Origin of the sequence: Pseudoalteromonas lipolytica (assembly GCF_001306915.1) — a bacterium.
GTDB classification, from domain to species: domain Bacteria; phylum Pseudomonadota; class Gammaproteobacteria; order Enterobacterales; family Alteromonadaceae; genus Pseudoalteromonas; species Pseudoalteromonas simplex.
This window is the reverse complement of record NZ_LJTC01000012.1, coordinates 103,122-116,747: the sequence shown is the minus strand read 5'-3', so window position 1 is coordinate 116,747 and position 13,626 is coordinate 103,122. Positions and strand designations below refer to the sequence as shown.

General features: G+C 42.4%; 20 protein-coding genes and 1 tRNA gene. 3 read left to right on the top strand and 18 right to left on the bottom strand.

Annotated features, from left to right (window positions below):
- Positions 1–2: 2 nt before the first annotated feature.
- Entirely contained in the window at positions 3–425 is a 423-nt protein-coding gene (locus AOG27_RS17065) for an ATP-dependent zinc protease (protein ID WP_054554208.1), read from the bottom strand.
- Between the two features lie 148 nt (positions 426–573).
- Here AOG27_RS17065 and zntB point away from each other — a divergent pair, with 148 nt between their 5' ends.
- Positions 574–1,545: a zinc transporter ZntB gene (gene zntB, locus AOG27_RS17060; RefSeq protein WP_054554207.1), complete on the top strand. Its 972-nt coding sequence runs from the start codon at positions 574–576 to the stop codon at positions 1,543–1,545.
- Here the strand turns inward: zntB and AOG27_RS17055 are convergent.
- Together AOG27_RS17055 and AOG27_RS17050 are read right to left on the bottom strand one after the other, a co-directional pair.
- Complete coding sequence (locus AOG27_RS17055; protein ID WP_054554206.1) at positions 1,540–1,761, bottom strand: Rho-binding antiterminator; 222 nt, start codon at positions 1,759–1,761, stop codon at positions 1,540–1,542. The two genes, zntB and AOG27_RS17055, sit on opposite strands and share 6 nt — an antisense overlap.
- 62 nt (positions 1,762–1,823) lie before the next feature.
- A tRNA-Arg gene (locus AOG27_RS17050) sits at positions 1,824–1,898 on the bottom strand.
- A 219-nt stretch (positions 1,899–2,117) separates the two neighbouring features.
- On the opposite strand from AOG27_RS17050, the gene AOG27_RS17045 reads away from it, so the two are divergent.
- The gene (locus tag AOG27_RS17045; RefSeq protein WP_054554205.1) at positions 2,118–2,300 is read left to right on the top strand and encodes a hypothetical protein; all 183 of its coding nucleotides are present in this window, start codon (positions 2,118–2,120) and stop codon (positions 2,298–2,300) included.
- Here AOG27_RS17045 and AOG27_RS17040 read toward each other — a convergent pair.
- From AOG27_RS17040 to AOG27_RS17030, 3 genes are read right to left on the bottom strand one after another with little or no spacing between them, the layout of a single operon-like run.
- Positions 2,297–3,103 (bottom strand): phosphotransferase family protein, encoded by an 807-nt coding sequence (locus AOG27_RS17040; RefSeq protein ID WP_054554204.1) that lies wholly within the window; start codon positions 3,101–3,103, stop codon positions 2,297–2,299. The two genes, AOG27_RS17045 and AOG27_RS17040, sit on opposite strands and share 4 nt — an antisense overlap.
- Positions 3,104–3,727, bottom strand: a complete 624-nt coding sequence (pnuC, locus tag AOG27_RS17035) for a nicotinamide riboside transporter PnuC (RefSeq protein ID WP_054554203.1) — start codon at positions 3,725–3,727, stop codon at positions 3,104–3,106.
- A 20-nt stretch (positions 3,728–3,747) separates the two neighbouring features.
- Positions 3,748–4,005, bottom strand: a complete 258-nt coding sequence (locus tag AOG27_RS17030) for a YkoF family thiamine/hydroxymethylpyrimidine-binding protein (protein WP_054554202.1) — start codon at positions 4,003–4,005, stop codon at positions 3,748–3,750.
- A gap of 115 nt (positions 4,006–4,120) precedes the next feature.
- Here AOG27_RS17030 and AOG27_RS17025 point away from each other — a divergent pair, with 115 nt between their 5' ends.
- Complete coding sequence (locus AOG27_RS17025; RefSeq protein ID WP_054554201.1) at positions 4,121–4,360, top strand: DUF2960 domain-containing protein; 240 nt, start codon at positions 4,121–4,123, stop codon at positions 4,358–4,360.
- Positions 4,361–4,365: 5 nt separating this feature from the next.
- On the opposite strand, the gene alr is transcribed toward AOG27_RS17025, so the two are convergent.
- From alr to rpsR, 12 genes are all read right to left on the bottom strand, one after another.
- A complete protein-coding gene (alr, locus tag AOG27_RS17020; protein WP_054554200.1) occupies positions 4,366–5,445 on the bottom strand; it encodes an alanine racemase in 1,080 nt (359 codons plus the stop codon).
- A complete protein-coding gene (dnaB, locus tag AOG27_RS17015; RefSeq protein ID WP_054554199.1) occupies positions 5,445–6,824 on the bottom strand; it encodes a replicative DNA helicase in 1,380 nt (459 codons plus the stop codon). Before dnaB ends, alr begins: the two co-directional genes overlap by 1 nt.
- A gap of 111 nt (positions 6,825–6,935) precedes the next feature.
- Positions 6,936–7,877: a DUF4097 family beta strand repeat-containing protein gene (locus tag AOG27_RS17010; protein ID WP_054554198.1), complete on the bottom strand. Its 942-nt coding sequence runs from the start codon at positions 7,875–7,877 to the stop codon at positions 6,936–6,938.
- A gap of 11 nt (positions 7,878–7,888) precedes the next feature.
- Complete coding sequence (locus AOG27_RS17005) at positions 7,889–8,374, bottom strand: hypothetical protein (protein WP_082389308.1); 486 nt, start codon at positions 8,372–8,374, stop codon at positions 7,889–7,891.
- Positions 8,361–8,912 carry an RNA polymerase sigma factor gene (locus AOG27_RS17000; RefSeq protein WP_054554197.1) on the bottom strand — a complete coding sequence of 184 codons (552 nt, stop codon included), beginning with the start codon at positions 8,910–8,912 and terminating at the stop codon, positions 8,361–8,363. The genes AOG27_RS17005 and AOG27_RS17000 overlap by 14 nt, the downstream gene beginning before the upstream one ends.
- A gap of 141 nt (positions 8,913–9,053) precedes the next feature.
- Entirely contained in the window at positions 9,054–10,802 is a 1,749-nt protein-coding gene (locus AOG27_RS16995) for a DUF7305 domain-containing protein (protein WP_235523717.1), read from the bottom strand.
- On the bottom strand, positions 10,795–11,319 hold the full coding sequence (locus tag AOG27_RS16990) for a prepilin-type N-terminal cleavage/methylation domain-containing protein (RefSeq protein ID WP_054554196.1): 525 nt from the start codon (positions 11,317–11,319) through the stop codon (positions 10,795–10,797). Before AOG27_RS16990 ends, AOG27_RS16995 begins: the two co-directional genes overlap by 8 nt.
- A complete protein-coding gene (locus tag AOG27_RS16985; protein ID WP_054554195.1) occupies positions 11,316–11,717 on the bottom strand; it encodes a type IV pilus modification PilV family protein in 402 nt (133 codons plus the stop codon). The genes AOG27_RS16990 and AOG27_RS16985 overlap by 4 nt, the downstream gene beginning before the upstream one ends.
- A complete protein-coding gene (locus AOG27_RS16980) occupies positions 11,714–12,166 on the bottom strand; it encodes a GspH/FimT family pseudopilin (protein WP_054554194.1) in 453 nt (150 codons plus the stop codon). Before AOG27_RS16980 ends, AOG27_RS16985 begins: the two co-directional genes overlap by 4 nt.
- A 5-nt stretch (positions 12,167–12,171) precedes the next feature.
- A complete protein-coding gene (locus AOG27_RS16975) occupies positions 12,172–12,603 on the bottom strand; it encodes a type IV pilin protein (RefSeq protein WP_327077894.1) in 432 nt (143 codons plus the stop codon).
- 303 nt (positions 12,604–12,906) lie between these two features.
- The gene (rplI, locus tag AOG27_RS16970; protein WP_054554192.1) at positions 12,907–13,359 is read right to left on the bottom strand and encodes a 50S ribosomal protein L9; all 453 of its coding nucleotides are present in this window, start codon (positions 13,357–13,359) and stop codon (positions 12,907–12,909) included.
- A gap of 35 nt (positions 13,360–13,394) precedes the next feature.
- Positions 13,395–13,622, bottom strand: a complete 228-nt coding sequence (rpsR, locus tag AOG27_RS16965; RefSeq protein WP_002962753.1) for a 30S ribosomal protein S18 — start codon at positions 13,620–13,622, stop codon at positions 13,395–13,397.
- Between the last annotated feature and the right edge of the window lie 4 nt (positions 13,623–13,626).

The window sequence follows — 13,626 nt, the reverse complement described above, 5'->3', positions numbered from 1 at the left end:
TCCTATAATAAATGAGATAAAGCCGGATCAACGACTATGCGATTTTCCATTGCTGTACGCCCTAACAACATTCTAAACTTCATTGTTGAACGGTTACTTAAAGTCACCCTTACAGGCCAGCTTTGGGTTCCTGCGACTAATTTTGTTTCAATAAAGTAGCGTAGCTCACGCTGACCGCTTGAACTGGTCACATACTTACGCTCAACTACTTTGGCGCGACACTCTACCGTTGTTTCTACATCGTCTTGTAGAGGATGGGTAGTAAATTTCACCCATGCTTCGCCATTTTCTGAAAATTCCTCAATGTCAAAAGCATGAATACATGAAGTTCTCGCTCCGGTATCAACTTTTGCTTTGATTTTTTCTATTCCCAGTTCAGGCAGGCCAAGCCACTCTCGCCAGCCAACAATAATTTTTGCGCTCATTAATGTGCCCTCTATAAAAAAGTGTCTTATACGCTACAGAGCTAGAAACACCAACGAAATATATTTATCCCCTCGATAAATCGATTTAATTGACGTAGGCTAAACTATAATCAACTATATCCCACTATTTGTAAAACGAGAGTTCAATATGATCAATGGGTTACTTCATGTCTTAATTTTAGACGAACAAGGCGGTGCACGTGCTATTGAAAATAGTACTGAGCTGCAAAATTGGCAACCCGAACACGGAAAACTTTGGGTGCACATGGACTACAGTCAAGCTGAAGCCGTTGAATGGCTTGAGCAAAGTAATTTATTAACTGATTACGAACTTGAGTCGCTGATTGCCGATGAAACACGCCCGCGTTTAAGTAAAGTCACTAATGGTAATATGCTGTTTTTACGTGGAGTTAACTTAAACCCAGCGCAAAGTCCAGAAGACATGGTCTCGCTACGCTTGTTTATTAACGAAAACATTGTGGTCACAACACGTAAGCGCCGTTTATTATCGGTGCAAGATATTGTTGAATCATTTGATGGCAGCAATGGTCCTTGCACAATTTCTGAGTTAGTGTGCCAATTAGCGCAAAACCTAACCTCGCGTATGCAAGCTGTTATCGACAATTTAGATGACACACTCGATGGATTTGAAGATGAAATTGATGAACCAAACAAAGGCTTTGATCATCAATCATTAGCACAAATTCGCCGCCAGACAATCGCGTTAAAACGTTATCTACGGCCACAAAAAGAAGCACTTATTACTTTGTTAAACAACAAGTATAAGTGGTTAGATGAAGACGATAAGGCACGCTTAAACGAAACAACTAATATGTTGATCAGATACTTAGAAGAGCTAGATAGCTCAATTGAACGCGCGCAAATTATTCAACAAGCAATTACTAGCCAAGTATCTGAGCAACTAAATCAGCGCATGTATGTGATGTCGGTGGTTGCTGCACTGTTTTTACCACTTGGCTTCTTAACAGGCTTATTAGGTGTAAACGTAGGCGGTATTCCGGGCACTGAAAGCCCTTACGCATTTAGCTTGTTTATTATTTTCTTGGTGGTGCTAACCGTTGGGATTGGCATTTACTTTAAAAATAAAAAATGGCTATAGCTCGACAACCTTTTTAATTAAATCAAGGCGGACGGCATGTTCGCCTTTTTTTGTTGCCAAAATCAGGTGCTCGCCATCGGAGTTGAGTATTTTGAGGGTCTCAGCTTTTCCTTCTAACTGCTCACCAGATTCTAAGGTAATGCGTAATAAAGAGTTATGCATGCACCATAATTCATATTTATCGTAGTCGCCACAGGCGATAGGTTGATAAGTCATTAGCTTTTTGAGATTGCTGAAGGAATAAATCGAGCTTAGAAGATATTAAAGTGAAGAGCAAATGGCGCTCTCGGCAGGGATCGAACCTGCAACTTAGCCTCCGGAGGGCCACGTGATATCCATTTCACCACGAGAGCACATTTGTCGTTATCAATACTGACTCGCGATATCAGCATGACAACCCGGCAATGATAATGGCATCTTGCGCTAAATGCTAGCATCAAGGCCTTTATATGCACACAAATTCAGCAATTTGCATTAAAACACTTCACTTTCGTGCAGAACCAAGGTATTAACGTATACTTAATAAAATTAATAACAAGGTGGCAGTATTGCCATGTAAGGGGAATTTGATCATGAGTTTAATGTCTACAGAGCAAGTCGCGGAATTTTTGGGTGTAAAAGTTGAACGCGTAAAGCGCCTTGCTCGCGAACATTTACTGATCTCGAAATCACAAGATGACAAAGGGGAGCCTTTGTTTGAACAAGAAGATGTAAAAAAATATAAAGAACTTGCTGAGCGAATTGGCGGTCTTTAATTTTTAGCTTTTTCTATGAAGTGGTTAAGCTGTGTTAGCAGTGGCGCCACTTTATCCATCGCACCACGTTGTTCATACCAACAAATACATAAAAGTAAAAACAGCGCATGAAATGCCGCGAGCTTTTCAACTGATAAGTAAAACTCGTGATGTTCGCACACTAACGCTTGGTAATGTTTAAGTAACGCCAGTTGCTGCTCATCATTTAACGCAAAGCTCACCACCAGCGCAGCTAAGTCAAAGTAAACATCGTTGCTTTTGGCATATTCAAAGTCGATTAAAAACATACCCGTCTCATTCACAATGATATTTTCTTTCACTAAATCATTATGACAAAAGCCCATGTCTTTAGGTGCACTATCAATATAAGCCAGTGACTGCTTAATTAGCTCTGTGTGTTGCTGGTATCGCGCTGTTTGCTGGTAGTAGTTAATTTCATAAGCAATATTCATCGGCTCAGTTAGCACAGGGTAACGGTGTAAATTAACTAAGTCGGGCAATAAGCTACTACAAAATTCACCGCTGGCAATACTACCTGCCACGTATTCGAAAATAGCCGTGTCGGTTGCTTGTTCTAACCAAAGTGGGGCTGGGCAGCAGCTTTGCTTTGCAAAATGCGCTTGCGCTGCAAGACCAATCGCCGGCCAGTGGTCGCGATAGTGCTTAACCAAAAAATCTTGGCTTGCTGTTTTTACTAGGTAGTTATCATTGCTTAACCCCTCAACCAGTGGACTGATTGAGGTGATAACTAAACGTGAGTTGAAGCGCGTAAAAAGCGCGTGAATTTGTTGCTCAGTTTTCATCTATAGCTGTGCAAGCGGCTTAGCCTGATGCTGCTCGTATTCTTCATACCAAGTTTTAAAGCCCCATGCGGCCATAATGGTGTAAAACACGAAAAGTACTAAGGTTGGGTAATACCCTTTTTCAAAGTACAGATACATAGATGCTGCATCAATTACAATCCAGTACAACCAGTTTTCCAGCACCTTCTTGGCAACAAGGTAGGTTGTCACCACCGCAAAACAGGTGGTAAAGCTGTCTAGATAAGCAAAATCAGCGTGAGTGTAATTGGTCATCACAAAACCAATGGCAACTGAGGCCAGTGAGGTGGCAAGCAAAATCACCGCATGGCGCTTTAACGACCATGAAATAATGGGCAGATGATCTTTATTGTCCACGCCCCTGCGCCAAACGACCCAACCATATACCGCCATATACATGTAGTAAAAATTCAGGAGCGACTCCATCAACAGTGCGCCATTCCAGTACATTACGGTATAAATAAAGGTGCTTACAAACGCGGCAGGCCAACACCATAAGCTTTCTTTAATCGCTAACAGCAAATACGCCACCGATAAAGCAACGGCAATATATTCCCAATGCGACATGGCAGTAAAGCCTGAGAAGGTTTCGTTTAAAAATTCCATAACACGCGCTACTGTAGGCTTTAGTCTTCGCTAGGCGACAAGTCACCATGTAAGAATTTACAGACGAAAATAGCTTTACCAAACTCTTCATAAGAACGTTTGATTTCAGTATTAAGTACAGACATCACTAAATCATAGTCACCAAAAATCTGAGTAGATAAGGTGTTGGTGATCACTTTAAGCCCTTCATATCTGTTTACACGGTCAATAAAACCTTTGATAAACGGAATGTAGTCTTGATGTAGTGGGTACTTACTGATCTCTACTGAAAGTTTCATTATGAGTTACCGAGTCTTTAAAAAGTATTGCATTGTAACCCGCTTGTACTAACAAGTCATGGCTATGGTTATTTTTTAGTGTAAAATCAGCCCCGATAAACATTGAGGATTCATTATGGCACGCCGCATCACTTACAAATTTAAAAACCAGCCTCGCGAAATCAATTTTGCAAAAGATAAATACCGCGATATGTACCATGCGATCGCAGCGGCTGAAGGCATTGATTTAACTAATTACTTAAAGATGGAACAGCAAGTCGAAATGACTTCAAAAGGCTCTGCAGCAGTACGTAACTTTCGTGACCAAGAATTCGCACGAATGGGTTTCAGTGACGTGTATTTTATTAAAGAGTAACAAAGTTACTCTTGATACTCGTAGCTGACTCGTGGGGTGATATTACAGAGTAATTCGTAAGGTATGGTTGTTGCGCACTGGGCAATCTCTTCAACGGGAAGCTCTGGCCCCCACATGATCACCTCATCACCCACTTTTATGTTGTCGCGGTTATCACCAATATCCACCGTGATCATATCCATCGCCACACTACCAACAATACCATAGCGTTGTGATTTGATAACCACAGGCGTGCCCTGCTCGGCATGGCGTGGATAACCATCCCCATAGCCCATCGCAACCACCGCAAGCTTAGTCGGTTTATCGCTATGCCAGCGTCCGCCATAGCCAACACACTGATCGGCATCAACATCGCGTATCGCGATAACTCGCGTTGTTAAACGCATAACAGGCTCTAATCCGTGCTGTTGCCCTACACCATTAAGCATCGGTGATACGCCATAAAGCATCAAGCCAGGGCGTATCCACTCACCATGGCCTTTTGGCCAAGCAATAATGCCAGCAGAATTTGCAAGGCAATGCTGTTCGTTTTTGCCATCTGCCAATGAATTAAATAAGGCAATTTGCTGAGCGGTTTTTTCATCATTGATGTCATCGGCGCACGAGAAATGCGTCATTAACTTAATGTCATCACGGGCATTCTGGCTTGCTTTTAAGCGACTGTAGAAAGACTCAAATTGCGATGGCGCAATACCCAATCGATGCATCCCCGTATTCACCTTTAACCAGCATGCAATTGGTGCATCAAGGCTTGTGTTTTCAAGCGTTGCGAGCTGATTTTCATCATGAATAATGGTTTGAAAGTTATTGGCAAGCAAGATAGGTAAATCATCTTGATGAAAAAACCCCTCAAGCAGTACAATCGGTTTTGTCAGTCCACCTGCACGTAGCGCTAACGCTTCGTCTATTCGCGCAACCGCAAATGCGTCGGCATCATTTAGGTATTGGGCAATTTTAACTAAGCCATGGCCATAGGCATTGGCTTTAAGCACCGCCATTACTTTGCAACCAGGCGCAAAGCGCTTCACTTGCGCTAAATTATGAGCAAGTGCTTGTAGGTTGATTTCGGCAATGGCTAAGCGCATTAGTATTCGTCGTCCATAGCTGGACCCGCGTAGTTATCAAAACGCGAGAATTGACCTTGGAAGGTTAAACGTACTTTACCGATTGGGCCGTTACGTTGCTTACCTATGATGATTTCGGCCACGCCTTTTTCTGCACTGTCTTCGTTATATACTTCATCACGGTAAATAAACATGATTAAGTCGGCATCCTGCTCGATTGAGCCTGATTCACGTAAGTCGGAGTTGATTGGGCGTTTATCGGCACGTTGCTCTAGGGTACGGTTAAGCTGCGATAGTGCAATAACCGGACACTGCAGTTCTTTTGCCAGTGCTTTTAATGAACGAGAGATTTCAGCGATCTCTAAGGTACGGTTATCCGACAAGCTTGGCACACGCATTAGCTGCAAGTAATCGACCATGATCATACTAATACCGCCATGGTCACGGGCAATACGACGTGCACGTGAACGCACATCTGTTGGTGTTAGGCCCGATGCATCATCAACATACATCTTACCTTTTTCCATCAACAAGCCCATGGTTGACGACAGGCGCGCCCAATCGTCATCATCTAGCTGGCCGGTACGCACCTTAGTTTGGTTAATACGACCTAGCGATGCTAGCATCCTCATCATGATTTGCTCTGAAGGCATCTCTAATGAGTAAATAAGTACAGGCTTGTCTTGGGTCATAGCGGCGTGTTCGGCTAAGTTCATCGCAAAGGTTGTTTTACCCATCGATGGACGTGCCGCCACAATGATAAGGTCAGAAGGCTGCATACCCGCCGTCATTTTATCCAGATCGGTATAGCCGGTACTTACACCTGTCACACCATCTTGTGGCGACTGATAAAGCTCTTCAATCTTATCAACGGTTTTTTCTAAGATACTGTGTAAGTTTTGTGGGCCTTCAGTGCTTTTACTACGCTGCTCAGCAATTTTGAATACTTTACTTTCAGCAAAATCGAGCAGGTCATGACTAGTACGCCCCTCGGGGCTAAAGCCAGCTTCTGCAATTTCGTTTGCAACACCAATCATTTCACGAATAACAGCACGCTCTCGTACGATATTCGCGTAAGCATCAATGTTCGCCGCACTTGGCGTGTTCTTGGCAATTTCAGCAAGGTAGGCAAAACCACCAACACTACTTAACTGATTGTTTTTCTCTAAGCTCTCAGAAATAGTGATCAAATCGATTGGATCACCCCCTTCAGCAAGATTCACCATTGCTTCAAAAATGAGCTTATGGGTGCGGGTATAAAAATCCTGCGCAACCACTAACTCAGCAACACGGTCAAACGCTTGATTATCAAGCATTAAACCACCTAAAACAGATTGCTCAGCTTCAATTGAATGGGGAGGGACTTTTAACGTATCGACTTGCTTATCTGGTTTGGCCATAACATCACAAAACTAAAATTGAATGGCTCTATTCTATCTACTTGCTAAGGCTCTGCAAATAGTAAAGCGGGAAAACTTCCCGCTTTATTGTAATTGAGTGAACTGTAATCGTTATTTCTGTTTACGAAGTTCAATGCGTCCGCTAATCGTATCCATTTCTATATCAGCATCCCCACCGTTAATACTAAATTCTAAGTCGCTAGATGGGCCGTATTTCGCCTTCGTTGCTCTGTCATCACTAAGCTCATTAACGATTTTACCGTTAGCGTGAGCTTCAATTTCAAACGTTGCCGATACATCTGCAGGGAAGTAAAACTCGGCATCACCACTGACTGATTCAAAACGAATATTGGCATCTGCTAGCAGCTTATTGATGTGTACTTCTGCTTCACCATTTACAGTATTGATGCGCAGTTTTTTAATTGCATCAAAAGCAAAGTCGATATCACCGTTTACGTTTTCAAGACGCACATCTTGTGCTTTGGTTTTTGACTTAATGTCGCCATTCACCGCGGTAAAGCGTAAAGCACCTTGTGAGTTTTTATCGTTAATTTCACCATTAACGGTTTCAAAGCGAATATCACCGTTTAAGTCGTGGGCATTTACATCGCCATTGACCGTTTCAAAGCTCATGTTGCCGCGAATATCTTGCACTGTGATATCACCGTTGACGGTATCAATCTCTGCGCCCGCTTCAAGCTCTTTAGCACTAACTGTGACATTCACCCCAGCAAATTCAAGCTCACTGCTTTTTGGCATGTAAATGGTTAAACGAGAACCGTCACCACTATTCCAGCCACCTAAGTTACGCGGCATTTTTACGATAAATTCAACACGGCTGCCTTCAACCTCTAAACGATAGCCTTGTGCTTTATCGTCAAGCTCACCTTCGATTTTAAGTTGTGGTTTATCCCACCCTTCAATGCGTACATCACCACGTTGGTTTTCAATAAAAATGCGTTTATTTGCAGGTACATCAATTTGTTCATTAATGGTTTGTCCTGCCATTGCCATCAGTGGCAGTAATCCTAAAGTTAAGGCTAGTAATTTCATAATTGTCACTCCTAAATCGTTTGCCACTTCGGTGCATGCACCTTGTTAATTAAGTCCAGTTGTTGCTGATAAACCTGCGACAGCATTTGTAATAAAGCTGGGTTTTCAGGTTCATTCTCAAGTGCTTGCTTAATGGCACTTTCGGCTTCTTCTAACTCTTTTAGTTGTTGCTGCCAGTTATCGGTTAGTGCAGGTTGATTTTGATACTGCACCAACAAACCTTGCTTTTGCTTAGTAAAATAATCGCTCATTGCCATCATGCTATTTGGCTCACCTTGGCCAACAAAAAGCTGTACGGTCAATAGTGCGGCAATACAACAAGCGGCAACTGCAGCGAGTTTATTCCAGCCATGGTTTGGCTTCTCAGTTTGCTCTGGTTGCCCTGTTGCAATTGCTCGCTCAACACCGGGCCAGAGATCTTTGTCTGGGCTAATATCTTGCTTATGGTTAAGCGAGTCATTTAAAAATTGTTCAAATTCTGGCTTACTCATTTTCATACCACTCTTTTAATAACTGCCTTGCACGGTGAAATTGCGATTTACTTGAACCGACCGCCATATCAAGCATGCTTGCTATCTCTTCATGGCGATAACCTTCAATTGCATGGAGTACAAACACCATACGTGCTCGCTCAGGTAGTCTCAGTACTAATTTGTCGAGGCCGTTAAAGCCGTCGCAATCTGCTGCGCTTTGCTCATCCATACCGCTTTGTTCAAAACTCACTACTTTTTGAAACCAGCTTTTATGTTTGCGAATGTAGCTAATCGCAATATTGCTGGTAACACTATGTAACCAAGTCGAAAATTGTGAGCGTCCATCAAAGTTAGCAATTTTGTGCCACAACTGTACAAACACTTCTTGTGTTGCATCTTCGGCGTGCTCTTTGTCTGCAAGCAATCGCAAACATAGGCTATAAACCCGCTTCACATGCAACTCATAAAGTGTTGCATAGGCTGCTTGATCACCGCTTTTTACGCGCTCTATCAAGGCATGCTCACTTTGCTGGGCGAACGCTTGTTCTGCATCTATCAACATCCTGGATGTTGTCCTTTATGATTATTGTTGTGAATTTAGTGTATTAGACGTAAGGAGGGATTCAAAAGGTTTAAATGAAATTAAATTTTTTGTGTAAGCTACAAATAATTGAGCTTACACAATTTTATTTGGGGATTTGCGTTATTCGGCAGGTGATGCTTCGCTTTCTTCTTCAGTTGTTTCTGCGGTTTTGTAGCTCCAACCTAAAAATACGATACGTGCCGAAGAAGCAGGCGTGCCGCCATTTTGTACTTGTAATAAACCCGCATCATAGTGAGCACCACTGCCCCCTGTTGCGGTAATTGTAGAGCCACGTACACTACCAAACAGCTCACCACTTCCCGATAGCTTCACCGTTGTCAAAGGGGCATAAATAGCCGCATATAAATTCGCAGCACCGCTAAATTGCACGCCATTTACACCATTAAATGATGAGTAGAATGATAACGACGGATGACCACTAGTAGTTAATCCTTCTTGCTCAGTAATAACTTTTGCGCCTGCGCCAATATTGACTTTTCCGGTTAATAACACAGTTAAACTACTGTCTTTTTTAATAGTCAGTGTTGTGCTCCCCGCCATCGAAAAGTCACCATCAATCAATAAAATAACATCACCACCAGAAACTTCCATTTTGCCGTCACTGGTCATTTTGAGTCTATCAAGAGCAAAAATATACTCTTTGCTATTGCTACCATTAGCTTGGTTCTGTGCTTTAGAGTTAAACAAGAAAACATCAGCAAGGCTTGGCATAATAACTTGGCTACCACCGCGACTAAAATAGCCCTTTTCAGTATTAAGCTTAAATTGTTGCGTAGGACCTACAGAAATAGAGCTGTAACTGCTTACTTGGTCTGTGATGCCTGTCATTTTCTCTGGCAAAATTAACGGGTCGCAACTGGTATCTGGGTTTGTAGGGTCATAATCAGGTGCAGCTGGATCGGCTACAGTTACCGGTTCAACATTCGGGTTCACGTTAAATTTACGATCACTATAATGCACACCATCTTGCTGGTTATTGCTGGTATCTTTAAAATCGCCTGAACCGCCATACATAATATCCAACGCTTCGCCTTGGCTATTCGTGATGAATGTTGACCACTGCATTTTTGCATCACCATTGGCTCGCACAACCCCCGAAACAGTCCCGCCACGATGGGTATAATAACCACGGGTATAGACATTACCGTCTACACGTAAACCACTGCCAGGAGAGATATAAACACCGGAGTTCGAATGGATATTACCAATAATTGGTGATGAGCCATTTAAGTAAATAACTCCGGTCGCTTTTACATCGCCCTTTATCGGTGAATGACCCGATAGCACTACATCTGAATCGCCAGCAATGGTTGAAACATCACCATCATTCGACTTTGTTTCTTCGTAGCTGCCTTTACTCGAATCATAGCTGTCGATACTACCACTGCCCGATAAATCGACTCCCTTACAGCCCACCATCGCATTAGTGAAAACAGAACTACCTTTCGCACCTTGTACTGCAAAACGGGCGACTAAGTTACTTTGCGCGTCACCATCAAATCGTTGCCCCAAGCTTGCAATTTCAAGCTCACCAGCAGCGTTTTGACTTAAACTGGCATTAAAAATGGCATCATCAGCAATAACACCAGAGCCCGATGCGTTACTGGTTTTACTGATCAAATCTTCAACCGCTAATACACCTTCATCATTCAAGGTTTGTTGCAGTAACTTAGCTTGTTCAAACACACCTTTTTCAGCCATTAAGCGGCTGTTTAATTTCTTTTGAAAGTTGCCACTTAAACGTTCTTGAACAACGTTTTCACGTAGCGAACTAAGCACCACTATGCTAGCCATACTGGTCAAGATCAACACTGTAATTAGGGTAAAACCATTTTGCTTGTTATACACTGCCAGCTCCGTATGCTTTGACTAATATTGCATTAGTTAAGGCAATATCAATGTTAATACCATTACCGAACTGAGCTGGTAAATCATTTGGCTTTACAGTGACTGTGACAAGATCACCGGCGATATCAAATGACAAAGCTTCGATTCCTGTCAGTAATCGCTCTGAGGCAGCACCATCGAGTGAACACATTAAGTTGCTACCATTTAAGCTATATACTTCAACCACCTGCGCAGTTGTCGCAGAGCCATCACAAGCAATCACCCCGCTAGGTTGAATAATGGTAATCGTGCTTTTATCTGCACTGATGGTCGGTGTTAGTTGTGTTTGCTTTATGCTGCGGTTGAATACTTTACTGGTATAGCGAATCACTTCTTGAGCGTTTTCCAGCTCTTTACTCACCTCAATCGTGCTTTTAATCGCCGAGTAAGACAAGCTCACTCCCGCTAATAAAAAAGCGCCAGCTGCCAATGCCACCATCAGTTCAACTAAGGTAAAACCCTGAACGTGTTTATTCATGAGCACACTGCCGTTAAATCAGGAAAACTGGCATTTAGACTAATTTGATTTTCTGCATTGTCTGTCATGCGTTTATCAACCCAAGCCACATTAATTTGCATGTCATCACTGTAAGTAGCTGGGATCGTCAGCTGATAATCACTCACTTGTGGAGCGAGCGAAGCTCTAAATATCGCGTCTTGAAAAAGTGCGGTATTGGTTTTTTGAATTTCACAAATACGCGGCCACAAACGCTCAATGGTGTTTTGCCCTTGAATAAGTGACACAGTGTAATCAAAACTATTGGTTGCATATTGCAGCGATTTTAGCTGCGCTGCCGCCAAGCCTAATAATGCGATGCCAGCGATCACCACTGAAATCATCACTTCTAATAATGAAAAGCCTGCCTGCTTATTCATGCACATCCTCGCTGTGAATTTTCTACTAACCAGTTTTGGCCACTTTTAAGCACACACATCACGTAATCAGTGGTATTTGTGTGCTCATCTTTCACTAAAATTTCAGCTTGTTTATCAACTTCGCCACTGGCACTAATGGCCAATGCGACTAAATTGACGGCAACGCCGCTTTTTGTGACCGAAAATTCTTTTAAAACCGTGTCTACGCCGCCCTCGTTGAGGGTCACTTGCCAACTATTATTACTAACAACTAGGTTAATAGGTTTGTCGCGTTTGACCGCTTCACTGCGTGCAAATTTATAAGCACTATTTAATTGATTTGCAGTAGTTACGACGCGATCTTGCAAAATTTGCTGACTAAAAGACGGGAAAGCAAGGGCTGCCATAATGCCAATAACACTCAGCACAACCATTAACTCAATTAAGGTAAACCCTGCAATTCGACGCAATTGTGTTACTCCCAGCAATCACTAAATGAAGCGCTATAACTACCATCATGTTTAACGGTTAAGTCACCACAGCGATCACTCGCTTGCGCCGAACCCGATTTAGGAGCGGCTTTTAAACTGTAGCCACGATTTTTAAAATCGCTTACAGCACCTGATACTTTATCTGTTGCTGTGTAAGTAAGGTTGTAATAGTCAGTATTTTGAGTTGCAAATGCATTGGGGTAGCCGCCATTTCGTGAATAAATTCGTTCAAGACTGGCGCTGTATTGCAGTAACTCTTGTTGAATATCTGCACGGCGACTACGTTGCATGTGCTCAGTGTAAGCTGGCAGTGCTACGCTATACAGAATCCCTAAAATAGCGATCACGATAAGAATTTCAACTAGTGTAAAGCCTGTTTGTTTGCCCATTCCATGTGATACTAATGCACTTCTCAACCTTAACCCCTTAATACTTTTTAACCAGCACAATATAAATGACAGCGTTGTCAGTGTCAATTTTAACCAATTTACTTTTACTCATTCGATTATACTAATAAGAACAAAGAAATTAAGAAAAAAGAACGTATGTTCTTAAAATAGGTAATAATATGGGATTAGTATTTGTATGTTTAAAATATAGAAACCAATACTATTGGATGGCAACTGAAGAAGCAATAGCGGTACAAAATGCTACAATTTATAAATTTCAGGCACAAAAAAGCCGCACCTAAGTGCGGCTTTTTTTACTTAATATTGCTATTAAGCTTCAGCGATAACGATTACTTTGATAGTAGCCGATACGTCTGAGTGTACTGCGATTGCTACGTCAAATTCGCCAGTCTCACGGATAGTACCTAGAGGTAAACGAACTTCTGATTTAGCAACTTCAACGCCAACAGCTGAAATAGCTTCAGCGATGTCGCGAGTACCGATAGAACCGAATAACTTGCCTTCGTCACCAGCTTTAGAAACTAGTGTAACTTCAGCTAATGCTTCTAACTTGTCAGCGCGAGCTTGAGCAGCAGCTAGATCTTCAGCGATCTTAGCTTCTAAATCAGCACGACGTGCTTCGAAAGTTTCGATGTTAGCTTTAGTTGCAGGAACTGCCTTACCTTGTGGGAAAAGGAAGTTACGTGCGAAGCCAGATTTAACTACAACCTGGTCACCTAGGCCACCTAGGTTTGCGATCTTGTCTAGTAGAATAACTTGCATGTCTCTACACCTTTTAAAAACTGTTAATCCGCTGCTTACTTATGTAAGTCAGTGTATGGAAGAAGGGCTAAGTAGCGAGCACGCTTGATAGCAGTTGCTAGCTGACGCTGATATTTAGCGCTAGTACCTGTGATACGGCTAGGTACGATTTTGCCACTTTCTGTAACATAGTTTCTAAGAGTAGCTAGATCTTTATAATCGATTTGTTGTACGCCTTCCGCTTTGAAGCGGCAGAACTTACGACGTCTGAAATAACGTGCCATGAGT